Origin of the sequence: Flavobacterium calami (assembly GCF_038290035.1) — a bacterium.
Lineage (GTDB): Bacteria > Bacteroidota > Bacteroidia > Flavobacteriales > Flavobacteriaceae > Flavobacterium > Flavobacterium calami.
The window spans coordinates 82,118-107,152 of the sequence record NZ_JBBYHS010000014.1 but is presented as its reverse complement, the minus strand read 5'-3'; the positions used below and the strand labels follow the sequence as shown (position 1 = coordinate 107,152).

Here is a 25,035-nt window from a genome sequence, read left to right as displayed (position 1 = left end):
AGATCATAATTTTAAATTTCTCAATCGTAAAGCATTTACGATTACCGAAACAGAACTTAAACTCATAGCAACCGCTGCCAACATCGGCGAAAGCAAAATCCCAAAAATTGGATATAAAATTCCCGCTGCAATTGGCACGCCTAAAGTATTATAAATAAAGGCAAAAAATAAATTTTGTTTGATATTTGACATTACAGCATGACTGAGGTTTTTAGCTTTTACAATTCCGTTTAGATCTCCTTTTACCAAAGTAATTTTTGCACTTTCAATAGCGACATCAGTTCCAGTTCCCATTGCTATTCCGATATTGGATTGCGCCAAAGCAGGAGCATCGTTAATTCCGTCGCCCGCCATGGCTACAATTTTTCCTTGTGCTTGTAAACGTTCAATTTCTTTTAATTTATCGTGTGGAAGACAATCTGCTTTAAACGAACTTAAATGCAAATGTTCTGCAACTGCTTTTGCGGTATTGTGATTATCTCCCGTCATCATAATCACTTCAACGCCCTGAGCGATTAATTCTTTAATGGCTTTTGCGCTGTTTTCTTTGATGGCATCAGTAATCGCTACAAAACCTAAAACTTCTTTTTCGATAGAAATATACGAAATAGTTTTTCCTAAATTCTGTTCATAAATTACTTTTTGTTCTAAATCATCAAAAATAGAAGCGCCGATTTCATTCATCAATTTTTTATTCCCTAAAGAGACTTTTTTACCTTCTATAATTCCAAAAACTCCTTTTCCTGCAATAGTTTCAAAACCCTGAACTTCTTTTAATGTAGTATTTTTAGCTTTCGCAAAATTGACTATGGCCTGCGCCAAAGGATGTTCGCTATGCTGATTCAAAGATGCGATATTTTGAAGCAGAAAATCTTCATCATTATTTATGGCATAGATTTTTTCTAAAGATGGTTTTCCTTCGGTAATTGTTCCGGTTTTATCCGTGATTAAAATATCAATTTTATTCATGTTTTCTAAGGCTTCGGCATTTTTAATTAAAATTCCGTTTTGAGCTCCTTTTCCAACACCAACCATTACCGACATTGGAGTTGCTAACCCAAGCGCACAAGGACAAGCGATAATTAAAACTGCGATTGCATTGATCAATCCGTAAACGTAAGCGGGTTCCGGACCAAATTTTGCCCAAAGAAAGAATGTTAAAATCGAAATAATTACAACAGTCGGCACAAAATATTTAGAAACGCGATCGGCTAATTTCTGAATTGGAGCGCGAGATCTGCTGGCATCGTTTACCATTTGAATAATCTGCGAAAGCATCGTTTCTGAGCCTACTTTTTCGGCAATCATAACAAACGATTTTGTACCATTTATGGTTCCGGAAATCACGACATCGTCCACTTTTTTATCAACCGGAATTGGTTCTCCGGTAATCATCGATTCATCAATGTTACTTTCACCAGAAATTATTTTTCCGTCAACGGGAATTTTTTCTCCGGGCTTTACGCGAAGTAAATCACCTTTTTTAATATTGTGAATGGAGATTATTTTGTCTATTCCATTTTCTACCAAAGTAGCTTCTGTTGGTGCTAATTTTAATAATTCTTTGATTGCGCCATTAGTTTGTCCGTGTGCTTTGGCTTCCAATAATTGTCCTAATAAAACTAAAGTGATAATTACGGTCGCAGCTTCAAAATACAAATGAATAGTTCCGTGATGAGATTTGAATTCAGCTGGAAAAATATCAGGAAAAAACATTCCAACAATACTAAAAAGAAACGCAACACTTGTCCCGATTCCTATTAAAGTAAACATGTTTAAATTCCAAGTTACAATTGATTTGTAAGCGCGAACGAAAAACATCCATCCTGCGTAAAATAAAACGGGAATTGAAAATAAAAGTTGAACCCAATTCCACTTTTCGATAGACATTATATTATAGAGTGGATTATTCGGAACCATTTCTGACATTGAAATAATGAAAATTGGAAGCGTAAACAAAATCGCAATTTTCATTTTCTTCAATAAATCAATGTAAGTTTTGTTTTCTTCAGTTTCCGAAGCTTGCATCGGAACTAAATCCATTCCGCAGACTGGGCAATCTCCGGGGTTATTATAGGTTTTGTCACCTTCGCAATGCATTGGACAATAATAAATGCTATTTGCACTGTGTTGATGTACTTTTTTAGTATGCTCATGATTTTCTTTTTTATGGACAGAACAGCACGATTTAACTGCCGTTTCAGAATGTTTTTTAGGAGAATCGATTTCAATAGTATAATTTCCTGCAGCTGATAAAACTTCTTGAAATTTTTCTGTAGGCACATGTTTGTCCATTTTTATAGTGGCCGTTGGCGGATTCAAGGTTACTTCTGCCAGAACGCCTTCAATTTCATTCAAAGTTTTTTCAACTTTGGTTCGGCAACCGTTGCACGACATTCCTGAAATTATATATTGATGAGTCATTGTATTGGTTTTTAAGTATTACAATGCAAATTTCCGAAGTAAGTCTGAGTTCGGTTTGTAGAATTTTGGGAATGATTTGTAAGATTTACGAAGATTTACGAAGATTTTTGTTTCACGCAGATTTTACAGATTTATTGAAAGGATTTTATTAATCTCGCAAAGTCGCAGAGACGCAAAGTTTATATTTGTTAAGATAATTAAAAAATGTCTCCCGCAGATTTGGCAGATTTAGCTGATTTAAATTTTAATATTTACAATTAATTTATCTGCCAAATCTGTGGGAGAATAAAAAAACTTTGCGACTCTGCGACTTTGCGAGAGATTATATATTCTCGATCTGAATACGTTTATTATCTTTCAATTGTTTGAACGAAGTAGGAGTGTAGCCAGTAATTTTCTTGAATTGATTGCTCAAATGCGCCACATTGCTGTAGTTAAGAATATCTGCAATTTCGCTTAACGAAAGCTCATTATAAATCAGTAATTCTTTTACTTTTTCAATTTTCTGACTGATGAAATACTTTTCAATCGTGGTGTTTTCAATTTCGGAAAATAAGTTGCTTAACGAATTATAATCCTGATTTAAGTTTTCTGTCAGATACTCGGATAAATTGATTTTGAGATCATTGTTTTTATGATGAACCAAATCGACAATCAGGTTTTTTATTCTCTCTACGGTTTTTGTTTTTTTATCATCAATTAAATCAAAACCCAAAGATTGAAGATTTACTAATAAAACTTCTTTTTGATTGTCATTGATTTCTTTCTCAAGTTCAACTTCGCCCAATTCAACAGCAATAGTTTGAAGTCCGAGTTTTTCAAACTCAGACTTCACTACCATTTTGCATCGGCTGCACACCATGTTTTTGATGTAGAGCTTCATATTTATTTGATCGTTTCTACCACATTTCCGCAAGTCAGCATCGAAGAACCGTAGTATGGATTCTTAACAGCTTTTTCTTTGCTTAACCAATCAGCATCTGCCATTGGGCAATATTGTTTGTAAACGGGCTGTTCTGGATTTGAAACTTTTATAAGATCGTAAGTGCTTTTAGATAAAGATTTAAAAGTCTCGCGTTGTTTTTTAAGATCGGTTGTACCTGAAATACTTTTAGCATCAGCAGTTAATTTTTTGACTACTTTCATCCAAACGGTATGTTCGTTGTTTTTCAGTTTATCCATTTTTACTGCACTAATTGCTGTCAGTAAAGCTGTGGCTTTCGCCGAAGTCAATTTGCTGTCGCTTTTAATAAGCGCATCTTTTACATTAAAATATGCATCGTAAACAGATTGAAGCTGACTCGCATCAACGATTTCTGTTGTTCCTGATTCTAATTTTGCTGTATTTGCCTGAATGTTACTTGTACTAAATAATACTGTAAATACTATTGCTAAAGCTATAATTGATTTTTTCATTGTATGTAATATTTGTATAAAGGTTTTTATTTCCTTTAAAATTAATTAAAAATTTCGTTTTAAAAAAGACCCAATATGGGCTGTCATAAATACGATAATTATATTTTCGGCTTGAGCCAAATGGAAGTAAATCCAGAAGAAATACTGAATTGACTATAAGAAGAAATAGCATTTTTTAAAGAAAAATTGAAAACATCATTTTGTAAATCAAAATCGTTTGAAGTTAAAATAACAAATTGCAATGCTGAGGTTGTACATCCCGAATGACGGCATTTTCCATCACAATTGTGTTTTTCTTCTTTTGTGTTTTTCTTCTCGCAGCATTTTTTAGAACAGCTGTTTTCTTCTTTAGCAGCAATTTCTTTGTGATGCTCCATATTGCATGCATAAGTATAACCCGGATTCAAAAAGAAACTGAGTGTTATAAAAAGCAGCATTATATGGATTTTCTTTTTCAAAGAAATTGTTTTTATGAGTACAAATTTAGTTAAAAATGTTTGAGGAAATTATTTTTTAAGATTTCGATAACTACAGCTTCTTAAAATCGGTTGGTTTCATGTTTTTACGTTTTTTGAAATAATTCGTCAAATGACTTTCATCAGTAAAACCAAATTCGTAGGCAATCTGCTTAATTGGTAATTGATTGTTGTGAAATCTTTTTTCGATTAAAGTCGTTCTTAAATTATGAATGTATTCGCGGTAACTAATACTGAAAGTTCTTTTGAAATAAGCACTAAAATACGTTTGAGCAATATTAAAATGTTCTGCAATAACTTTTACCTGAACTAACTTGGGCTGATAAATATTTTGATGAATATAATTGGCAATTTGTTCGTTATCCAAATGCGTCGATTGCATGTGCAGATTCATGCAACGGATTGTCTCTTTAATCAAGCCGAAAATCGACAGAATCTGATAGAAAACAATTGGAGAAGAAGTCACATCAATATATTGATTGTAGGTTACAATGTTTTCGACTGTGTTTTTTAAAATCGTTTTGCAAGGTTCGTCAAACTTAAGAACAGTTTCTTTTAAGATTTTGTCTCGCATGAAACTTTCAGGAGTATTTACAAGGAAGTCATCGCAAGTTAAATTCTGTTTGGAGTTGAAATAATTATCTGTGAATTTGATAAAAATGAATCGTGTACTTTTCTTTATATCAAAATAATGCTTGTCGTCTGGCGAAATAACAAATAAGTCTCCTGCTTTATACGAAAGGAGATTATTATTCAAGTGATGAATACCACTTCCTTTCTTTATATAGATAATTTCATAATACGTATGCGTATGTGGAGGAAGATGAAACTTTTCCTCTTCAAATTCATCAAGAACAAGCGTTTTAAATTGATTTAATTTCGGCATAACTTAAATATACAATTTTATATCGCAAATTTACAATTTTTTTCAAGGCTGACCGTGTTAACTTTGCAACGTAGAAATTTATTTCTTTCTGCATAAATCAAAATGAAAAAAAGTCTTATTGCGCTCTCTTTAGGAGGGCTAACTATTGGAATTACAGAATTTGTAATGATGGGATTGCTCCCGGATATTGCTTCAGATATGAAAGTTTCAATTCCGGTTGCCGGATATTTAATCTCGGCTTATGCGCTAGGTGTAGTGATTGGCGCTCCTTTATTAGTAATCGCGGGAAGAAACTATCCGCCTAAAAAAATGCTTTTAATATTAGCCTTGATGCTAACCGTTTTTAACGCACTTTCAATTATTGCGCCGAACTATAATTTTCTTTTCGCTTCCAGATTACTTTCAGGATTGCCACACGGAGCCTTTTTTGGCGTTGGTGCGGTAGTGGCAAGTCGTTTGGCTGACAAAGGAAAAGAAGCGCAAGCCATTTCTATTATGTTTGCTGGTTTGACAATTGCCAATTTAATAGGTGTGCCTATTGGTACATATATAGGACATCATTTTATTTGGCGTTACACCTTTATATTAATTGGTTTTGTAGGATTACTTACTTTTTTGTTTATTTCTTTATGGATGCCAAATTTAGAGAAAACCGGAGCGGTGAATATGAAAACACAACTTCAATTCTTTAAAAAAACAGAAGCATGGTTAATTATCGGAATTACAGCAATTGGCTTTGGAGGTTTGTTCGCATGGATAAGTTATATTGCTCCTCTATTAATTAATGTATCTAAATTTTCTCCAGAAGATGTTTCGTACATTCTTATTCTTGCGGGTCTTGGAATGGTTGTTGGAAATTTTGCAGGAGGTAAATTGGCAGATAAATTTTCTCCGGCGCCAACAGTATTAGTTTTACTGTTTATAATGGTAGTTGATTTATTGATGGTTTATTTTTTCTCTTTCAATCAATATATTTCATTGTTTTTGACCTTTTTAACCGGAGCTATTTCTTTTTCGGTTATTGCGCCAATTCAAATGTTGATGATTCGTACTGCTAAAGATGCTGAAATGATTGCTTCTGCGGCACTTCAGGGAAGTTTTAATGTTGGAAATGCCATGGGCGCTTTTTTAGGAGGACTGCCTTTGGCTGCGGGGTACGACTTTGCTTCGCCGAATCTTGTAGGGGTCGGAATGGCAATAACAGGAATACTCATTACTGTTATTTTAATACAAAAACATAAAGTAAATTTACAATTGCAAAATATTTAAAAAACAATAATTTTTTCACTAAGAACCTTTAAGCAGATTTGTTTAAAGGTTTTTTTATACAGTAGTTTTTTCTTAACATAAGAATTACGACGTAATTAAAATTATTGTTGCTTTTTCTTTTTAGTGTCTTTTTGTATGGATTTAATTTAAGCGTAACACTCAGGTAACCAAAAAATAATTTTCCAGAAGCGTATTGAGTAAAATTACATTAAAAATTCTCTTTAAAAATTTCTTTTTTTCGAAATCCGGTTCATTTCGTCTGAAATAATAATAAGTATTTACTTCAAAAATTTACAATCCTCTTAAAATCGTAAGAAATTGCTTTTATACACGTATTTACTAAGAATTGTTAAAATGATTTAACATTGTGCAATCGATTGAATTTAATTCAATAATTCAATGTGCTTAAAAACAATAAAAGTGTATTTGTTATTTTTTAATAGATTAAATTGAATATATGATATTAAAAAGGAGAATAATTTTTTATTCGTAATTTTTTTTATGATTTTTTTATGAAATTAAATTTTTTATATAGTTTTTTTTTCTAAGTTTGTGTAATCGATTACATGTTGTTTTTTTGTGAAAGAAAATAGTTGGTTTTTAACATTTTTTGATGTTTTTGCAAGATTTTTATTCCAAATAAATTAAACTTACTAAATCTGAACTTTTAAATAAACTATATAAATAAACTAAACAGTAAACTATGAATTTTAAAAAGTTATTTGATCAACGAACAAATTGTTGGTTTGTAATTGTTTTCCTTTTGTGTTTGCTTGCCAATAATAAGGTAAGTGCGCAGGATCTAACAGTTGAAGGTGTTGTGAAAGACGCATCAGGTTTAACCCTTCCTGGTGTAAATGTTTTGGAAAAGGGTGGTAAAAATGGAGTGTCAACTGATTTTGATGGTAAATACAAAATAAAGCTGACCAACTCAAAAGCTACTTTGGAGTTTTCTTTTATAGGTTTTAAAACACAAGCCGTTTCTGTATCAGGTAAAAAAACAATTAATATTGTTTTGGCTGAAGAAGCTAATAGCTTAAATGAAGTTGTTGTTGTTGGATATGGAACCGTTAAGAAGTCTGATTTAACAGGAGCTGTTTCAAATATTTCAGGAGCAGATCTTAAAAAAGTTCCAATTGCGAATGTAGCTGAAGCTTTAACTGGGCGTTTGGCTGGTGTACAGGTAACCTCTTCAGAAGGATCTCCGGATTCAGAGATAAAAATTAGAATTCGTGGAGGAGGTTCTTTGACTCAGGATGCCTCACCATTAGTTATTGTTGATGGATTTCCAGTTAATAGTTTGAATGATATTTCGTCTTCAGATATAGAATCACTTACTGTTTTGAAAGATGCTTCTTCTACAGCAATTTATGGTTCAAGAGGTGCAAATGGAGTTATTATTGTAACTACCAAAAGAGGGAAAGATGGAAAGATGGCTGTGAATTTTAATATGTTTTACGGAATGAAAAACATTGCTAATACTATTGATGTTCTTGAGCCAGGCGATTATGTAAACTGGCAGTATGAATATGCTTTGCTTGAAAAAGATTTACCATCTTATGAGCAATATTTTGGTGCATGGCAAGATCATGATTTATACCAAGGGGTAAAAGGAAATAATTGGCAAAAACAAATTTATGGACGTACAGGAGAAGTTCAGAGCCGTGATTTAGGAATTCGTGGCGGAACAGATAAAATTAATTATAATTTTAACTATGCTCATTATGATGAGAAAGCAATCATGCTTGGCTCAGATTTTAAAAGAAATAACCTTTCATTATCATTAAATAGTAAAGTAAATGATAAAATAGATCTTAGTTTTACTACACGTTATTCTGATACAGAAATCAATGGTGGTGGACTTAATGAACAAAAAGAGGTTTCTTCTGCAGATGCTCGTTTACGACATAGTGTTGGATATTCTCCAATTCCATTACCGGGATTAACAACAGACAATACAGATGAGGCACTTTCTAGTTATCTTGTAAATCCTTTTGTAGCAGTTGCTGACAATAATCAGCAACAATTCAGAAAAAACTTCAATATGTTAGGGAGTTTTTCATGGAAAATAATTGATAAATTAGTGTTTAAAACAGAATTTGGTTTAAATAATTTCAATTATCAAAATTATCGTTTTTACGGACGTTCAACATATTACGCTACAAATGTTCCGCTTGCTGAAAATCAAGGGAAACCATCTATTATGATGTCGGATCAAAAAACGGTTACTTTTAGAAATGCAAATACTCTTAATTATGACTTTAAGAAATTCGTTGGAGACAACCATAATTTGACAGTATTACTTGGACAAGAGACTATTAAAACTACTTCAAATACTGTGAGTTCTACAATTCAGGGTTTTCCAACTGATTTTACTTTTGATGAAGCAAAAAGGGTAACAACTCAGGGCGTACCATTAATTGTAGATAATAATTATAGTCCGGATGATAAGTTACTTTCATTTTTTGGGCGTTTAAACTATGATTATAAAAACAAATACTTATTTACGGCTACATATCGTGCTGATGGATCAAGTAAGTTTTTAGGAAGTAACCGTTGGGGGTATTTTCCAGCTTTTGCAGCTGCATGGAAAATTTCTGAAGAAAGTTTCTTAAAAGATGTTGATTGGTTGAGCTCTCTTAAAGTTAGAGCAAGTTATGGTGAAGCTGGAAATAATAATATTCCAACTGGGCAAATCGTTCAATATTATCAGTCTACTGTTAGTACATGGATAAATGGGGTTGATAATATTTGGGCTGCACCAAAGACATTCTATAACCCGGATTTAAAATGGGAAACAACAATAACGAAAAATATAGGTTTAGATTTTGATTTGTTCAAAGGTAGAATTAATGGTTCTGTAGAGTTATATAAAAACAAAACAAGTGATCTTTTAATATTGTTTCCAATTCCAGGAATTGGATATGATAATCAATACCGAAACATGGGTGAAACTCAAAATACAGGGGTGGAGGCAACTTTGAATATAGCTGCTTTACAAGCTGAAAAGTATGGATTAAGTTTTGCGTTTAATATTGGTATAAACAAAAATCGTATTAACTCTCTTGGAGTTATGAGTGATTTTGGGGTGGCGACTAACTGGGCATCTACTCAAATTGGTAATGATTATGTTGTAAACGTTGGTTCTCCAATCGGTTTAATGTATGGATATGTAAATGATGGTCGTTATGAAGTTTCTGACTTTGATTATAGTGGTGGAAAATATACATTAAAACCTTATTTCCTGGCAGATGGTGTTACAAGAAATCCTGATGGGGTAGTTAATAGTACAAATCAGGTAGGGACTGTACAGCCTGGTTATATGAAATTAAAAGATCTTGATGGAGATGGTGTTATTACAACTAAAGACCAAAAAGTTATAGGAAATGCAAATCCAAAAAACACTGGAGGTATGGTGATTAATGCTAATGCTTATGGATTTGATCTTTCAGCTGCATTTAACTGGAGTTATGGTAATGATATTTATAATGCAAATAAGGTTGAGTTTACTACTTCAAATCAAAATGGGCAATATAGAAATCTAAGTGCTCAAATGGGGGAAGGGAACAGATGGACAAATGTTGATCCTTCTACAGGTCAGTTAGTAACAGATCCTACTGCTTTGACTGAACTAAATGCTAACACGACAATGTGGTCTCCGTACATGAGTAAATTTGTTTTTAGTGACTGGGCTGTTGAAGATGGTTCTTTCCTAAGACTTAATACACTTACTTTAGGTTATACGGCTCCAGAATTCGTTACTTCTAAATTAGGAATTAGTAAGTTGAGATTTTATGGTACTGCATCCAATGTTTTTGTTTGGACAAATTATTCAGGTCCTGATCCAGAGGTTTCTACAAGAAGAGCCACACCTCTAACGCCTGGTGTTGATTACTCAGCATATCCGCGTAGCAGACAATTTGTTTTTGGTTTAAACCTTAATTTTTAATTACTCAATTATCAAAAAATGAAACATACTATATTAATAGCAGGAATAATTTTAGCCGGCCTTTTTACATCATGTCAAGAGGATTTTTTAGATGCTCCACCAAAATCAACTTTAGTTGATTCTGATATATTTTCAAACGAAGAACTAGCAGCTGGTGCTGTAGATGGGATTAAAGTTCCATTTGCAGAAACCAATTCATACAGAGGTCGATTCACACCTTTGTATGGTTTAAATACAGATGTTGAGTGGAATAATAGTTCACAATCAGCGAATGCTACTTCAGAATTGGTGACTTATGATTTTAATGCCACTAATACTCAAATGAACTCAACAGATAATGCATGGGCAATGATGTTTGCCGGAATTGAACGTGCTAATCTTTGTATAAAAGGATTGCGTGCTTATGGAAATCCTGCACCGGGTAATGAATTCGGATATTTGTTAGGTGAAGCACTTACATTACGTGCGATTTATTATGCAGATCTTTTGAAAGCCTGGGGAGATGTGCCTGCGCGTTTTGAGCCTGTTACAACTGAAACATTGTATATAGCAAAATCTAGTCGTGATGTAATTTATAAACAACTTCTTAAGGATTTAGAGGAAGCTGCTACATTGGTTCCATGGCCTAACGAAACAATTGCAACAAGTAGTGTGGAAAGAATCAATAAGGCATTTGTTAAAGCATTTCGCGCAAGACTTGCGATGGCGGCAAGTGGTTTTCAGCAATATCCTGACGGAATTCGTAGAAGTAATGATCCCGAACTTTCGGTTGCTAATATGTATAAGTTAGCATTAGATGAAGCCCGTTCTGTTATAGGTAGTGGTAAAGCTCATTTGGAGTCATCATTTGAAACATTGTGGAGAAAATACAATCAGGAAAACATTACTGCAGGAGGTGAGTCCCTTTGGGAAATTCCTTTTGCAAGTGGAAGAGGAAGGGTGTTGTATACTTTTGCAGTTCGTCATAACAGTATAGACCAATTTCAGGAAAGTGGTGCTGGACGTGGAGGAAACTCTGGTCCCCTTCCATATGTATTTTATGATTACAACAAGGCTGATACAAGAAGAGATGTAACTTGTGTGCCTTACAGATATGGTAATGCTACAAATGGTATTGCTAAACAAGAATTGGTTTCATTAAATACTTGGTATTTTGGCAAGTATCGTTATGAATGGATGAATAGAATAGTGAAAACTGTAAACGATGATGGTGTTAACAAAATGTATATGCGTTATGCTGAAGTTCTTTTGATTGCTGCTGAAGCAGCTAATGAAATCGAGGGATTTGCGGCTGCTAAACCTTATTTAAAAGATATTCGTACCAGAGCATTTGCTGAAGGGGATAGAGCTCAGAATGTTGATGCTTATCTAAGTGCTATTAATACTAAAGAGGATATGTTTAAGGCGATTGTTGAAGAGAATAAATTTGAATTTACTGGAGAAATGGAGCGTAAACAAGCTCTTATTCGTTGGAATTTGCTTAAAACAAATCTGGATCTTGCTAAAGCTAAAATGACAGATTTAAAAAACCGTACCGGAAATTATTCAGATGTACCGACAACTTTATATTACAGATATAAAGCAGACAAAGTTACACTTGAAGTTTATGGTTTAAATCGTGGAGAAACTACAAACCCTGGAGCTACTTACTCTTCTATGACTTGGGTAGCATTAGATGATGTTAAGATTAACTCTCTTTATAAAACAGGTGTAAATCCAGATGCAAGACAATTTTGGCCAATATGGCAGGTATTTATTGATGGAAGTAACGGAAAATTGATAAATGATTATAATTATTAATAATCTTCAGAACAATATAAATTATTAGATTGTTTTATTAATGGAATCGTTGTTTAGTCAAATATTAAAGTGATTAATACGATTCTATTGAATTCTAACAAATAAATTTTACATATATGAAAATAAAAAATATATTAAAAGGATTAATGGCTTTATTGTTATTGACTTTTTCAACTATAGGATGTGAAGGTTATAATGAAGCTTTATTAGATGATTTAGGGAATACAAGGGAGTTTTCGCCTATTGGACTGACAGCAGTAGTAAGAAATCAGACTTTTGTTGAATTAAACTGGACAACAAAAGAGAATGTGGATCATTATGTCGTGGAATTTAGTGAAGACGATCCAAATTTTACAACTATATATAAAACTGTTGAAGTTTTGGCTTCGCAGTTACCAGTAAGAGTTCAGTTAGAAGGAGAAGTTTTATATTCTATTAGGGTAAAGGCAGTAACTCCAGGTTTAGAAGATTCTAAGTGGGTTGTAACTCAGGCTAATACTTTGTCTGAGCAAATATTCTTGCCGGTTGTCCCTGGAGATATTCAGGCTAAGCAGGCGACCCTTAGATGGACTCCAAATAGCACTGTAACTCATATTTTTCTTAATCCGGGAAGTATTTCGCATTTGATTACGGCTGAAGAAAAAGCTACCGGAGTTGCAACAATTACAGGTTTGTCTGCTGAAACACCATATACTGCTACTTTGTATAATGCAACTAAAAAAAGAGGTGTGCAGGAATTTACTACAGGTATCGATATAGGTACGGGTATTCTTGTTACTCCAACTGATGATTTGTTAAAAATGATTGCAGATGCTGCGTCTGGAGCTGTTTTGGTTTTGGAAGCTGGAGATTATACGTCTCAGACAGGGCTTGTAAAATTGACTAAATCTATTACTTTAAGAGGATTGAGAACTTATGATAAGCCAAAGGTTAAAATTAATTTCGACTTAGGAAGCACTGTTGCTAATTTTTCTTTAATAGATATGGATATGACAGGAGGTGGTTTGTCTGGTGCGCTCATAACAACAACAAGTAATGCACAATATAACGATCTTTTAATAAGTAACTGTAATATTCATGATTTTGCATCTAATCCGCTTTTTTATGCTAGTGTAGCAGCTGCTAAAATTAAATCATTTACTTTGGAGAATAGTATTGTTAAAAATGTAGTTACTAGTGCAGATTTAATTGACTTTAGGGCTAGTTATGGAGAAAACATAGTATTGAAAAATAGTACATTTGATACTTGTTCTGCACGTGACTTTATACGTGAAGATAATGGTGCCGCTGCTACTTTATCAGGTACAGGTTTAACTACAAATGTTTCGATAGATAAATGTACCCTATATAATCTTACTGCAACTAGAATTTTTTATGTGCGTTTTGCCTCTAATGAGCTTGCTTCAACGAATACATTATTTGTAGGTACTAATGCTGTTTATGGAAATCAAAGTGCAACTGATGTTCCATCTTTTACTAATAATAATTATTTTACTGCTCCAAATTTAAATGCAGGAGTTGCGGCAAATAAGCCAGATACTGCAGGAACTACTTTAGATCCTCAGTTCGTTAATGCGGCGACAGGTGATTTTACAATTAAAAATCAAGCTTTGCTTGATAGAAAAGTTGGAGATCCACGCTGGATTAAATAATGAATTATTCTTTTAATAAAAAAAGCATGCTGAAATTTTAAATATTGAAGCATGCTTTTTTTTGCTAAGAAAAATAAAAGATATTCTAAATTTTAAATTGATTTAATTATCAATAAAGGAGTAGATGTTGGATTGCTATTCAACAGAACTTTACCTGATTTGGGCCCTTTTGAATTTTAAAAAAATGATCTGTTAACTTATTAGTTTACCATAATAAGTCAATGGATTTAGTATTAACCGTTAATAATAAACAATCAAAAATTTACTAATTTTTTTAACCACTTTTTATGAAAACAAAATTACGCTTATTGCTTATTGCGATACTGCTTTCTGTATCGTTTACTCATGCCCAAAAAACTGATGTTTGGGATTTTGGGGCTTTAGGACAGCCAGTAGTAGAAACTACACCCTTTGATAATGCTAATTTATATACGAAACAATTATCTGTAGGCATTATTAACGGATGGTATTCCTCGTCTATAACAGTGGGCAGTTCAGGTTCTGTATTACCTACTCCTTTTACCGTTGGCGATCTAACTTGGGTTGGTAATACTTCAGATCGATTAAGAACGTCAAATACAGATTTAACTCGTTATGATTCTACTGTAGGAACTTCAGCAGGATATACTGGTAGAGTATATTGTAATGGGACAACCACAGGTACGAACAGATATTTTGATCTGAAATTGAAAGAAGATGATGAAGTAACAGTAGTTTGTAGGGTTGATACTGAACCTGGAGAGTTAAGTGTTTCAAATGGAGTTTTACAAGTTGAAAAATTTGCTGTTACAGCATCTTCCTCTTCAGTAACAGAAGCAAAGTTTGTTGCGAAACAAGGAGGGACTTTTAAAATTTACTGTACGCAAGGAAAAGGAAGTTTTTACAGGATTTTGAGAAAACCTGCAACTTATATTAATATTGCAGGTACAATAGACGAAACTTTGGCTGCTGGAATCTCTGGATACTCATTGATGTTTACAAATTTAGCCGGAAAATCATGGACCGTTCCTGTTGCTTCAGGTTCGTACAGCGTAAATTTACCTTCTGGTTTTGACTATAAAATAACTTTGGCAAACGCTAATGATTATGTTGTTAATAGTGGCGCTACTTTATCGGTTACGAATACAACGACTAGTCATAATTTGAGTGTTAAGGCAGTTGATACATATACTGTATCAGGAGCTATTACGGGATTAGGTTCGGATATATCGAAACTTACCGGGCTAACTTATGTTGCAGATCCTGCAGCAAATAAAATTTATGCTCCTAAACCGGTTGTCAATATTGGAAATTCTACGTATAGTGTAAAACTGGAGCCAAATACGCAGTATACAATTTCAGGTCAAGGTGTAAACGATTATGAATTGTGGGCAAATACAGTTACTCTAACAGGGGCAACAAATGCTGATTTAGCATTTACACCTAAACAAACGTACCCTGTTACGATTAATACAACAGGCTTGGATGCTGCCCAAATAAGTAATTTGAAATTGACTTTCACAAACTTAAACGAAAGTGGCTATGTTTATAATTTTAATTCAGTTTCAGGAATAGCTCTGCGTAATGGAACGTATAGTATTTCTTATACGGGATTAGATAATAGCGTAGTTGTAATGACGTTAACATCTAATTTAAAAGTAAATAATGCGGCTGTTTCTAAAACACTTGATTTTGTTGCTCCGCCTTCAACAAGTAGTTTGCCTTATACTTCAGTGATTGCTGTGGGTACAGACAAGTCATACAAAACAATTAATGCGGCTCTTACAGATGTTGCAAGAATGACACGTACAGCTACAGATCGTGTAACGATTATGATTGATCCAGGTAATTATGAAGAAATGCTGGTGATAAATCAGGCTAATGTGACTTTGAAAAATGCTGCTTCAACTCCTACTATTGAGTTATTGAATAAAGGAGTTGATATTGGAGGTTCATCAGTTAGAATCACTTCTTATTATGGTAATGGATATAATTACTATAGTATGAAAAACCAAAAATGGGATGCTGATGTTTTAAGAGTGAATAAAGAAAATGGATATTTGACTTCAACAAATGCTGGTTCAGGAACTACAAACGGTTCTTATTGGAATGCTACCGTTGTGGTGACTGCAAATGGTTTTGAAGCTAACGATATTATTTTTGAAAATTCGTATAATCAGTATATCTCATTAAAAGAGTCTCAGGATATTGTTGAATTAGGGTTTGAAAATAAAGGAGTTCGTCCAACTACGTACAGAAGTACTGCTGTTCAGAACAAATCATTTGTTGAAAGAGCAGCTGCATTAGCTATTGCCAATAATATTGATAAAGTAGTTTTAAATAAATGTAGAGTAGTAGGTCGTCAGGATTCTTTCTTTGGCGGTACAGGGTCAAGAGTAGTGGTTTACAAAGGTGTAATGATGGGAGGTACCGATTATATTTTTGGTGGAATGAATGCGGTTTTTTATAAAACAGATTTGGCAATGAATACCAGCGATGTTAGTAGTGATGTTTGTTATATTACCGCAGCTCAGCAATCAACAGGAAGAGGTTATTTAATGTACGAATGTAAAGTTACGTCAGCTGTTCCGGGAACTGAAACAGCATCAGCAAGCGGCTCTAAACCAGGTTATTTTGGGCGCCCATGGGCTCCTAATACTAGTGAAGTTGTTTTTTATAATACAACGATAGAAACTTCTGCTTTTCCGGGAAGTGAAGGTAAATCGCTAATTTTACCTCTAGGCTGGTTAAATACGCTTAATACAAAAACAGAATCTCCTTATATGTATGAATATGGGACTATTGAAAATTCAGGCGAAAATAATACTGCAAGCCGTGCGGCATGGGCAACTAAATTGGCAACACCTGTATTGGCAGGTAGTGTAGCAATTACAACTTTCAATTTCACAAAAGGAAGCGATAACTGGGATCCTTTACCGCAATTAATTTCGAATGAAAATTTAGGAGTAAAAGACAATACGCCAACTTCTGCTGTGAATGTTGTTGGATACAAAAACAGAATTGCAGTTTCAAATGTGAAATCTGAAACTTCTGTAGCTATTTACAGTATTACCGGAGCTAAAGTAAGATCATTCAAAACAAGCCAGGATAGTGACTTTGAATTTCAAAACGGTGTTTGGATTGTTGTAGTTAAAGCTGTCGATGGTCAAAAATCAGTAAAAGTAATTACGCATTAAGATTTGTTAATTTAAATTTATTTTTAAAGCAGGTCTGAGTTTTGTCTCAGGCTTGCTTTTTTTTGTTTGTGATTTGTAATAAGATTAATTAATTAAGGAATTAAAAATGTAATATGTAAAATTAATTGTAAAAATTTTAATAATTAATAAAAAAAAACTATTTTTATGCAATCGATTACAAATTGATTATTATAAACTATAAAAACTATAAATTATGAAAAGAAAATTACTTTATTTAACTGCTATTGCAATATTTTCAATAGTTTCTTTGAATGCACAAAATACAGTTTGGGATTTTGGTACTGATACTGCAACTTGGCCTGTAAGTGCTGCAGGTTATTCTACAGATACTACTATACAAGGTTTAGGGATATATCCTGCTCCATCAGGAACAACAATTGGTCAAGTTGATGGTAATCCGTATACGTTTACAGATGGTTATGTTTCTGTTAATCGCTTTAAAATGGGAGGAAGTTCAGCTGTAACTGGTAATTTGCCTACATCACGATATTTATACTTTACTGTTGCCGGATCAGGAAAAGTAAAAGTCTGGTTTAGATCGGGTAGTAATAGTGCAACTAGAACAATTACGGTATCTGATGGAACAACCGTACTTGGTTCTGCATCTTCAGTGCCAACAGGTTCGCCTTTAAGTGCGCCTGGAGTGATTTTGGAGGTGCCTTATACTAATGTAAATGGTAAAATTTATATTTATAATGATGCTGCTTGTTATATTTATAAGATTGAAGTGATACCAAATAGTCTTGGAACTGATAGTTTTCAGAAAAAATCTTCTGTAATTGTTTTTGGTAATGATGGTAAAATCAATGTCGAAAATGTAACTGCAGCTACCAAAGTTAGTGTGTATAACATTACAGGTGCATTGGTTAGATCTACTGAAACTAGTGAAGATGTAAGTTTATCTGTTAATAGTGGTGTGTACATTGTAAAAGCAAAATCTGCTGAAGGAGAAAAATCAGTAAAAGTATTAGTGAACTAATTTAGTTCTAAAAAATATCAAAAGGGAATATTCAGTTCATGGGTATTCCCTTTTTTTATGAAATGAATTTTTAATGTTTATTGAAACGGAGCGGTGTTTTTATTTTAAATCGTAATTTTAGAAAAAAAATAAATGACCAACGATAAAAAAATAAAAGCCGTAGCCTTCGGAGAAATTCTTTGGGATGTTTTTGAAAATGAAAAAAAGATAGGTGGGGCTCCTCTAAACGTTGCTTTGCGAATGAAAAGCTTAGGCTGTGAAGTTGCAATGATCAGCAGTGTTGGGCAGGATGAAGATGGAGATGCAATTCTTCGTGAAGTAGAAGCTTTAGGTGTCAAAACTAATACTGTTTCACAATCCGAAACGTATCCAACGGGTTTGGTAAATGTGATATTAGACAAAAACGGTTCTGCAATTTATGAAATTCAATATCCTTCAGCCTGGGATAAAATTGTTTTAGATGATTATGCTAAAACTTTGGTCGGCAATACTGATGTTTTAATTTACGGAAGTTTGGTCTGCAGGGATGAAGTTTCCCGTAAATCATTAAAATTATTATTGCAAAACGAAGTTTATAAAGTATTTGATGTCAACTTAAGAAAACCTCATTATTCGTATGGTGTCTTAGAAGAACTCATGATTCCGGCTAATTTTATCAAATTTAATGATGAAGAAATACAGGAAATTGCAGCAGTCTGGCAAACTCCATTTGTTACACTCGAAGAAAACATACAATTTATAGCTTCACGTACGAATACATCATCTATTTGCATTACAAAAGGAAAAGATGTTGCGTTACTGCTTTGGAAAGGGAAATTGTATAAAAACGATGGTTATGCAGTTCAGGTAGCAGATACAGTAGGTGCGGGCGATTCATTTTTAGCCGCTTTAATAACTTCTTTGCTTACAGGAAAACAACCGCAGGCTGCAATTGATTTTGCCTGTGCAGTAGGCGCTTTGGTGGCGTCATCTTCGGGTGCGAATCCGGAAATATCTTCTGTTGAAATTGAAAAGTTGATTTCAGGAAAATAGTTTTTGGAGTCGGGTTTAAATAAGTTTAAGGCTTTGATTATTTCTCTTCCTCTAAATTATCAGCTGCCGAAATCTGATCAAGTATATTGGTCTGGTTTGGTGAAATATAGTTTTTGGTTTCACTTGTGTTTTCCTTTTTAAAAAGAAGATCCAGTGCATTATATAATTTTAATAAAACATCCCTGTCTTCTTTTGCAATTTCTAAAGCGGTATTAAAATTAAAAACATAATTATTTGAATTACGAACTTCTACTTTGATTGTTTTTGATGTGATTTTAAATTTAACTATATCCATGTTGTTATTGTTGTCCAGGTTTGCAAAAATACTAATTTAATAAAGTTCTTCGCTAAATAAAGAATTAAATCAAATAAAAAACCCTTAAACAGAAATGTTTAAGGGTTTTGTCTTTAGTAGCGAGGACGGGAGTTGAACCCGTGACCTCAGGGTTATGAATCCTGCGCTCTAACCAACTGAGCTACCTCGCCTGGACTGCGATCATTTGAATTCCTGATTGCGGGTGCAAAGATATAAATAATATTAAAGCTTACAAGTATAAAATGAAGAAAAAAAAATATTTTTAAAAATGCTTTGTTTTTGGACAGATATTCTTATATTTCGAAAAAATTAAAAGCAGCATATGGAGTCAAAAGTACGTTACGAAATCGAGTTCCCGATCAATTCTTCTCCGCAATTATTGTATCAATATATATCAACACCTTCAGGATTGTCAGAATGGTTTGCAGACAATGTTAATTCACGAGGTGAATTTTTTACTTTTATCTGGAACGATTCGCAGGAAAAAGCACGTTTGGCTTCTAAGAAAACAGGCGAAAAAGTCAAATTTAAGTGGGTGGATGAAAGCAGTAAGGATACAGAGTATTTCTTTGAGCTGCATATATTAGTTGATGAATTGACTAAAGATGTGTCGTTGATGGTAATTGACTTCGCAGAAAAAGAAGAAATAGGAGAGGCTAAACAATTGTGGGAGAATCAAATCTCAGACCTGAAACATCTTATAGGTTCTGTTTAGTAAATCTATATTTATATCTTATATTTGCCCTGAACAAAATTCAGGGTTTTTTTATGATTAATTTTAACGGAAACATAGTTGCACATAATGATAATTTACTTACTCAAAACCGTGCTTTTTTGTACGGGGACGGAGTTTTTGAAACGCTTAAAATAAGTAACGGCAAAATTTTGTTTCTGGAGGATCATTATTTCAGGCTGATGGCTTCGATGCGGGTAGTGAGGATGGAGATTCCGATGAACTTTACAATGGAATATTTTGAAGAGGAAGTTTTGAAACTGGTAAAAGAAAAAGGAATATCGAATTCGGCAAGGGCGAGAATTACTGTTTTTAGGAATGATGGAGGGTTGTATTTGCCGAAAACAAATGAAATTTCATACCTGATTCATGCCACGGAGCTTGAAGCGGCTTCTTATGTTTTAAATGAAGGTAATTATGAGGTTGATTTATATAAAGATTTCTATGTAACTAAACAGCTGTTATCATCTATTAAAACTACTAATAAGATGATAAACGTGACAGGAAGTATTTTTGCCAAGGAAAATGATCTTGATAATTGTGTTTTACTTAACGATTCTAAAAATGTAGTGGAGGTATTACAGGGGAATATATTTATGGTAGCCGGAAAAAAACTGATTACGCCTCCTGTTTCTGAAGGGTGTTTAAATGGTGTTATGCGTAAACAAATTCTGGCTTTGGCTAAGAAAATTGAAGAAGTAGAGGTTTTGGAAGAAATAATTTCTCCATTTGATCTTCAAAAGGCAGATGAATTATTTTTGACAAATGTAATCACAGGAATACAGCCGATAACTAAATACCGAAAAAAAGAATTTACAAGTAATCTGGCTTACTTATTAGTGCAGAAATTAAATGAATCCATATCTGAAAATTAATTCAGATATGGATTTTCAGGTGCGTTCGACCAAATAAGATAATCTCCGCCAAGTTCAATAATCTGCTCTTTCCAGAAATGGGTAGCTGATTTTCCGATAATTTTGTTTTTATAGCTATTATCAGTAATAATCCACGAGTTTCCCTGCATTTCATTCTCCAGCTGCTTTTCGTCCCAGCCTGTGTAACCTAAGAAAAAACGAATGTTGTTTTTACGGATTGAACCGTCATTTATTAATTCTTTGGTTGATTCAAAATCTCCTCCCCAATAAATTCCGTTTGAAATCTCTACGCTGTTGGGAATCAGTTCTGGGATGTTGTGAATGAAATAAAGATTATCCTGTTCGACAGGTCCTCCGTTATATATCTTGAAACTGGCATCAATTTCAGGTATCAGATCATTAATAGTGTATTTTAACGGTTTATTAATGATGAATCCTATTGATCCTTCCTTGTTATGGTCTGCTAATAAAATTACCGATCTGTTAAAAGATAAATCTCCAATTATTGAAGGCTCGGCAATAAGCAGGTGTCCTTTTTTTAATTTTTCTGAAATCATACGGCTACAATTTTTATTAAATTTAATCATAAAATTTTTAAAAACCCAAATAAAATCGTTAAACCGCACAAAAAAACCTTCCATGGGGAAGGTTTTAATTATATTATAAGTTTAGGGAACTTCTTACTTAGTTCACTGCACCTTCTAATTCAGCACCAGCTTTGAATTTTACAACATTCTTAGCAGCGATTTGAATTGTTTTTCCTGTTTGAGGGTTTCTACCATCTCTGGCAGCTCTAGATGATACTGACCATGATCCAAAACCTACTAATGAAACTCTTCCGCCTTTTTTCAAAGTAGCTCCCACGTTTCCTAAAAATGACTCTAAAGCTAATTTTGCCGCAGCTTTTGTAATTCCTGCATCAGCAGCGATAGCATCGATTAATTCTGATTTGTTCATAATAATTAGTTATTAATTGTTGGTTAAAAAAAATTGTTAATACACAAATTTAGTAGGAAATCCGTTGCGTGCAAGTGTTTTCTTTAATTTTAGCCATAATTGTTAATAACTTGCTTTTTTTGTTCATAAAGCAAGTTGTTTATCGATTAAAAACAGGTACAAACCCCTGTTTTACTGAGCTTAATAAACTTTTGCCTCGTCAGAAAAACTAATGCCGTTTAACAATTCGGCTACCTGCATTCTCTTCTTTCCTGGTAATTGTAGACTTAATAACTGAACAAAACCTTCTTTTATTGCAATTTTTATTTCTTTTTTGCTGCTGATTAGTTTTCCTGTTTCGTAAGTGTGCGTGTCTGAAACCAGTCTGGCTTCATATATTTTGATGCTTAATTCTTCGTTTTTATCTTTCAGAAAACACCAGGCTGCAGGATACGGGCTTAAACCACGAATAAGGTTGTTGATTTCTTTACCAGATTTCTCCCAGTCAATTTTGCAATTTTCTTTATTCAGTTTATATGCCGTTTTAATATCGTCGTTATCTTCCTGAATTGTTGTAGCAAAATTTCCGTTTTCAATTACTTTTAAAGTATCAATTACGGTTGAGCTGCCCAAGAGCATCAGTCGGTCGTGAAGTTGTCCGGCATTCTCCTGTGGTTCAATAGCGATTTCCGAATTCAAAATCATTGCTCCGGTGTCTATTTTGTCATCTATAAAGAAAGTAGTAACGCCAGTTTTGGTTTCACCATTAATAATTGCCCAGTTAATTGGTGCAGCGCCGCGATAATTTGGCAACAAAGAGGCGTGAAGATTGAAAGTTCCCAGACTTGGCATTTCCCAAACTACTTTTGGTAACATTCGAAAGGCAACTACAATCTGAAGATTAGCATTTAAAGCTTTTAATTCAGCCAGAAAGTTTTCGTCTTTTAAGTTCGTTGGCTGTAATAAAGTAAGATTGTTTGAAAGGGCATATTCTTTTACGGCAGAATACTTTATTTTTTGCCCGCGTCCTGCTGGTTTGTCTGCTGCAGTAATAACGCCTACAACTTCATAATTGTTTTTAAGAATGGTGTCCAGAATGCCAACTGCAAATTCTGGGGTACCCATAAATATGATTCGTAATTTTTCCATTAAGTTTTTAAAGTGTATTTGTTGTTCGCTAATATAACGATATGATTGTTCTCTAATAATTCCTGAATTACCGCTAAAACATCTTTTGTGTCTAACTTTATCTGATTCTGAATTTCCCGCGAAGTTAGTGCAGATGTTTTTAATAAATGAAGAATTTTATCGGCAATAGAATCTGCTTCGGTGATTTTGCCTTTTTGAGTAATGCAGTAGGAACAGATGCCGCAATTAGAATTGGTTTCTTCTCCAAAATAATCCAAAACCAAACGATTTTTGCAGGTCTTGTCTTCTTTTATATAATGAAGCACAGATAAAAGCTGATCTTGCTTTAGTTTGTTTTGTCTTTCCAGATATTTAGAAACACGGTTGATTGTCAAATCATCTTCTCTGACTTCGTTAAATAAAATCGTTGCGTCATTGTTTTTGGATTTGTATTCGATGATTTCTTTTTCTTTAAGTTTTTCTAAAACAGCAGTAACCTGTTCTTCCGAATGATTGGACTTTTTTGCAATCAGCGGAAGGTTCAATGGAGTTTTCATTTCGTAAACGCCAGGATACGTCCTTAAAATTGCCAAAATAATTTCTTCATCATTCGGGTTAAGGCTCATGTATCTTATGACTTCTTTAGATTCAATCAGAAATTCAATTGTAACTTTTTCTGAAAATTCCTGAGACATCGTAATAATTCCCTGCTGGTTTAAAAACTGCAAAGCATTATAAGTTTTTAGAGTAGGGAAGTCGTATTTATTGCAAAAATGATTCATTTTAAAAGAATACGAATCGTCTAAACCTTCACCATACGCAATCTGAAAATAATTGCAGAGTTTGATATACATTGTTTTTAAAAACTTTTTATCAGGAAGTATGCTTAAAAATTGTTGTTCTGCCTGGTTTGCATCGGAATTATTAAACAGTAAAACAGAAAATGCTTTTTCATCATTTCGTCCTGCTCTTCCGGATTCCTGATAATAATTCTCTAAGTTTTCAGGTAATTGAGTGTGAATAACCGTTCTTACATTGTCTTTGTCAATTCCCATACCGAAAGCATTCGTAGCTACAATGACCTGTGCCTGTTCAGACATCCACAATTGCATATTTTTGTCTTTTTCGTGAGACGAAAGACCACCGTGATAATATGTTGCTTTAAAACCCAGTGATTGTAGTTGAGTAGAGATGTTTAAACATGATTTTCGGTTTCTTACATATATGATAGAAGGCTGCGGGTTTTTCTTTAAAATCTGCCCCACACGATACAGTTTGTCTTCAACTTCAAAAACCATGTAGGCGATATTCTTTCTTTCAAAAGACTGCTGAAAAAGGCGGGTGTCTTTTAATCCTAATTCGGTTTTAATATCTTCAACAACTCTTGGAGTAGCAGTGGCGGTTAAAGCTAAAAACGGAATTTTAGGGAAGTATTTTTTAAGTTCTGAAATTTTTAAATAAGCCGGTCTGAAATCGTGACCCCATTGTGAAACACAATGCGCTTCGTCAATAGCAATTAAATTGATAGGGAGATTTTTGATGCGTTCCAATATCCAGTCTGACTGCAGACGCTCCGGCGAAAGATAAAGGAATTTATAATTACCGAATTGACAGTTGTCTAAAAGATCTATAATTTCCTCAGTATGGATTCCGCCTGTAAGGGCAATTGCTTTAATATCTCTTTTCTGCAGATTTGCGACCTGATCTTTCATCAAAGCAATCAAAGGTGAAATTACCAGACAGATTCCTTCGCGCATCATGGCCGGAACCTGAAAACAAATCGATTTTCCGCCTCCGGTTGGCAAGAGTGCAAAAGTATCCTGACCTTCTAAAACCGAATCAATTATTTCTTTTTGTAGAGGTCTGAAATTACTGTGTTTCCAGTATTTAAAAAGAATTTCCTGTGCGTCCTGCATGGCCAAAGTATTAAAGTTAAAAATTTAGAAATTAGTTTCTAGTTTTGCAAC

Annotated in this window: 19 protein-coding genes and 1 tRNA gene; 9 read left to right on the top strand and 11 right to left on the bottom strand. The window is 33.7% G+C overall.

The window, feature by feature from the left end:
• Positions 1–3: 3 nt before the first annotated feature.
• The 5 genes from AAEO57_RS14165 to AAEO57_RS14145 form a co-directional block, all read right to left on the bottom strand.
• Positions 4–2,424, bottom strand: coding sequence for a heavy metal translocating P-type ATPase (locus tag AAEO57_RS14165; protein ID WP_341693682.1), 2,421 nt, complete (start codon positions 2,422–2,424; stop codon positions 4–6).
• Positions 2,425–2,746: 322 nt separating this feature from the next.
• Positions 2,747–3,307, bottom strand: coding sequence for a helix-turn-helix domain-containing protein (locus AAEO57_RS14160; RefSeq protein WP_341693681.1), 561 nt, complete (start codon positions 3,305–3,307; stop codon positions 2,747–2,749).
• A gap of 2 nt (positions 3,308–3,309) precedes the next feature.
• Positions 3,310–3,840: a DUF3347 domain-containing protein gene (locus AAEO57_RS14155; RefSeq protein WP_341693680.1), complete on the bottom strand. Its 531-nt coding sequence runs from the start codon at positions 3,838–3,840 to the stop codon at positions 3,310–3,312.
• A 98-nt stretch (positions 3,841–3,938) separates the two neighbouring features.
• On the bottom strand, positions 3,939–4,298 hold the full coding sequence (locus AAEO57_RS14150; protein ID WP_341693679.1) for a hypothetical protein: 360 nt from the start codon (positions 4,296–4,298) through the stop codon (positions 3,939–3,941).
• 70 nt (positions 4,299–4,368) lie between these two features.
• On the bottom strand, positions 4,369–5,202 hold the full coding sequence (locus tag AAEO57_RS14145) for an AraC family transcriptional regulator (protein ID WP_341693678.1): 834 nt from the start codon (positions 5,200–5,202) through the stop codon (positions 4,369–4,371).
• A gap of 102 nt (positions 5,203–5,304) precedes the next feature.
• Here AAEO57_RS14145 and AAEO57_RS14140 point away from each other — a divergent pair, with 102 nt between their 5' ends.
• The 7 genes from AAEO57_RS14140 to AAEO57_RS14110 all read left to right on the top strand — a co-directional run bounded on the left by AAEO57_RS14140 (position 5,305) and on the right by AAEO57_RS14110 (position 19,080).
• A complete protein-coding gene (locus AAEO57_RS14140; RefSeq protein WP_341693677.1) occupies positions 5,305–6,471 on the top strand; it encodes an MFS transporter in 1,167 nt (388 codons plus the stop codon).
• Between the two features lie 703 nt (positions 6,472–7,174).
• A complete protein-coding gene (locus AAEO57_RS14135; RefSeq protein WP_341693676.1) occupies positions 7,175–10,420 on the top strand; it encodes a SusC/RagA family TonB-linked outer membrane protein in 3,246 nt (1,081 codons plus the stop codon).
• A gap of 18 nt (positions 10,421–10,438) precedes the next feature.
• Positions 10,439–12,220: a RagB/SusD family nutrient uptake outer membrane protein gene (locus tag AAEO57_RS14130; RefSeq protein ID WP_341693675.1), complete on the top strand. Its 1,782-nt coding sequence runs from the start codon at positions 10,439–10,441 to the stop codon at positions 12,218–12,220.
• 116 nt (positions 12,221–12,336) lie between these two features.
• Entirely contained in the window at positions 12,337–13,872 is a 1,536-nt protein-coding gene (locus AAEO57_RS14125; RefSeq protein ID WP_341693674.1) for a DUF5123 domain-containing protein, read from the top strand.
• Positions 13,873–14,159: 287 nt separating this feature from the next.
• Positions 14,160–17,048, top strand: coding sequence for a pectinesterase family protein (locus AAEO57_RS14120; protein WP_341693673.1), 2,889 nt, complete (start codon positions 14,160–14,162; stop codon positions 17,046–17,048).
• 214 nt (positions 17,049–17,262) lie between these two features.
• Positions 17,263–18,048 carry a T9SS type A sorting domain-containing protein gene (locus tag AAEO57_RS14115; RefSeq protein WP_341693672.1) on the top strand — a complete coding sequence of 262 codons (786 nt, stop codon included), beginning with the start codon at positions 17,263–17,265 and terminating at the stop codon, positions 18,046–18,048.
• 132 nt (positions 18,049–18,180) lie between these two features.
• Complete coding sequence (locus tag AAEO57_RS14110; RefSeq protein WP_341693671.1) at positions 18,181–19,080, top strand: carbohydrate kinase family protein; 900 nt, start codon at positions 18,181–18,183, stop codon at positions 19,078–19,080.
• A 37-nt stretch (positions 19,081–19,117) separates the two neighbouring features.
• On the opposite strand, the gene AAEO57_RS14105 is transcribed toward AAEO57_RS14110, so the two are convergent.
• Together AAEO57_RS14105 and AAEO57_RS14100 are read right to left on the bottom strand one after the other, a co-directional pair.
• A complete protein-coding gene (locus AAEO57_RS14105) occupies positions 19,118–19,375 on the bottom strand; it encodes a hypothetical protein (protein WP_341693670.1) in 258 nt (85 codons plus the stop codon).
• A gap of 117 nt (positions 19,376–19,492) precedes the next feature.
• Positions 19,493–19,566, bottom strand: a tRNA-Met gene (locus AAEO57_RS14100).
• A 152-nt stretch (positions 19,567–19,718) separates the two neighbouring features.
• Between AAEO57_RS14100 and AAEO57_RS14095 the strand changes: the two genes are divergently transcribed.
• Both AAEO57_RS14095 and AAEO57_RS14090 read left to right on the top strand, forming a co-directional pair.
• Entirely contained in the window at positions 19,719–20,111 is a 393-nt protein-coding gene (locus tag AAEO57_RS14095; protein WP_341693669.1) for an START-like domain-containing protein, read from the top strand.
• A gap of 53 nt (positions 20,112–20,164) precedes the next feature.
• A complete protein-coding gene (locus AAEO57_RS14090; protein ID WP_341693668.1) occupies positions 20,165–21,004 on the top strand; it encodes an aminotransferase class IV in 840 nt (279 codons plus the stop codon).
• Here AAEO57_RS14090 and AAEO57_RS14085 read toward each other — a convergent pair.
• The 4 genes from AAEO57_RS14085 to AAEO57_RS14070 form a co-directional block, all read right to left on the bottom strand.
• Positions 21,001–21,561, bottom strand: a complete 561-nt coding sequence (locus AAEO57_RS14085; protein WP_341693667.1) for a YqgE/AlgH family protein — start codon at positions 21,559–21,561, stop codon at positions 21,001–21,003. The two genes, AAEO57_RS14090 and AAEO57_RS14085, sit on opposite strands and share 4 nt — an antisense overlap.
• A 127-nt stretch (positions 21,562–21,688) precedes the next feature.
• Complete coding sequence (locus AAEO57_RS14080) at positions 21,689–21,961, bottom strand: HU family DNA-binding protein (RefSeq protein ID WP_163407634.1); 273 nt, start codon at positions 21,959–21,961, stop codon at positions 21,689–21,691.
• A 180-nt stretch (positions 21,962–22,141) separates the two neighbouring features.
• Complete coding sequence (gene fmt / locus AAEO57_RS14075; protein WP_341693666.1) at positions 22,142–23,089, bottom strand: methionyl-tRNA formyltransferase; 948 nt, start codon at positions 23,087–23,089, stop codon at positions 22,142–22,144.
• Positions 23,089–24,984 carry a RecQ family ATP-dependent DNA helicase gene (locus tag AAEO57_RS14070; protein ID WP_341693665.1) on the bottom strand — a complete coding sequence of 632 codons (1,896 nt, stop codon included), beginning with the start codon at positions 24,982–24,984 and terminating at the stop codon, positions 23,089–23,091. The genes fmt and AAEO57_RS14070 overlap by 1 nt, the downstream gene beginning before the upstream one ends.
• Positions 24,985–25,035: the final 51 nt, after the last annotated feature.

Bases quoted from the DNA above. Each gene is read 5' to 3' on its own strand.
- AAEO57_RS14135 (WP_341693676.1), top strand. From the start codon at position 7,175: ATGAATTTTAAAAAGTTATTTGATCAACGAACAAATTGTTGGTTTGTA.
- AAEO57_RS14080 (WP_163407634.1), bottom strand. From the start codon at position 21,961: ATGAACAAATCAGAATTAATCGATGCTATCGCTGCTGATGCAGGAATT.
- AAEO57_RS14130 (WP_341693675.1), top strand. From the start codon at position 10,439: ATGAAACATACTATATTAATAGCAGGAATAATTTTAGCCGGCCTTTTT.
- AAEO57_RS14145 (WP_341693678.1), bottom strand. From the start codon at position 5,202: ATGCCGAAATTAAATCAATTTAAAACGCTTGTTCTTGATGAATTTGAA.
- AAEO57_RS14085 (WP_341693667.1), bottom strand. From the start codon at position 21,561: ATGATTTCAGAAAAATTAAAAAAAGGACACCTGCTTATTGCCGAGCCT.
- AAEO57_RS14095 (WP_341693669.1), top strand. From the start codon at position 19,719: ATGGAGTCAAAAGTACGTTACGAAATCGAGTTCCCGATCAATTCTTCT.
- AAEO57_RS14155 (WP_341693680.1), bottom strand. From the start codon at position 3,840: ATGAAAAAATCAATTATAGCTTTAGCAATAGTATTTACAGTATTATTT.
- AAEO57_RS14160 (WP_341693681.1), bottom strand. From the start codon at position 3,307: ATGAAGCTCTACATCAAAAACATGGTGTGCAGCCGATGCAAAATGGTA.
- AAEO57_RS14120 (WP_341693673.1), top strand. From the start codon at position 14,160: ATGAAAACAAAATTACGCTTATTGCTTATTGCGATACTGCTTTCTGTA.
- AAEO57_RS14115 (WP_341693672.1), top strand. From the start codon at position 17,263: ATGAAAAGAAAATTACTTTATTTAACTGCTATTGCAATATTTTCAATA.
- AAEO57_RS14125 (WP_341693674.1), top strand. From the start codon at position 12,337: ATGAAAATAAAAAATATATTAAAAGGATTAATGGCTTTATTGTTATTG.
- AAEO57_RS14110 (WP_341693671.1), top strand. From the start codon at position 18,181: ATGACCAACGATAAAAAAATAAAAGCCGTAGCCTTCGGAGAAATTCTT.
- AAEO57_RS14140 (WP_341693677.1), top strand. From the start codon at position 5,305: ATGAAAAAAAGTCTTATTGCGCTCTCTTTAGGAGGGCTAACTATTGGA.
- AAEO57_RS14090 (WP_341693668.1), top strand. From the start codon at position 20,165: ATGATTAATTTTAACGGAAACATAGTTGCACATAATGATAATTTACTT.
- AAEO57_RS14070 (WP_341693665.1), bottom strand. From the start codon at position 24,984: ATGCAGGACGCACAGGAAATTCTTTTTAAATACTGGAAACACAGTAAT.
- AAEO57_RS14165 (WP_341693682.1), bottom strand. From the start codon at position 2,424: ATGACTCATCAATATATAATTTCAGGAATGTCGTGCAACGGTTGCCGA.
- fmt (WP_341693666.1), bottom strand. From the start codon at position 23,089: ATGGAAAAATTACGAATCATATTTATGGGTACCCCAGAATTTGCAGTT.
- AAEO57_RS14105 (WP_341693670.1), bottom strand. From the start codon at position 19,375: ATGGATATAGTTAAATTTAAAATCACATCAAAAACAATCAAAGTAGAA.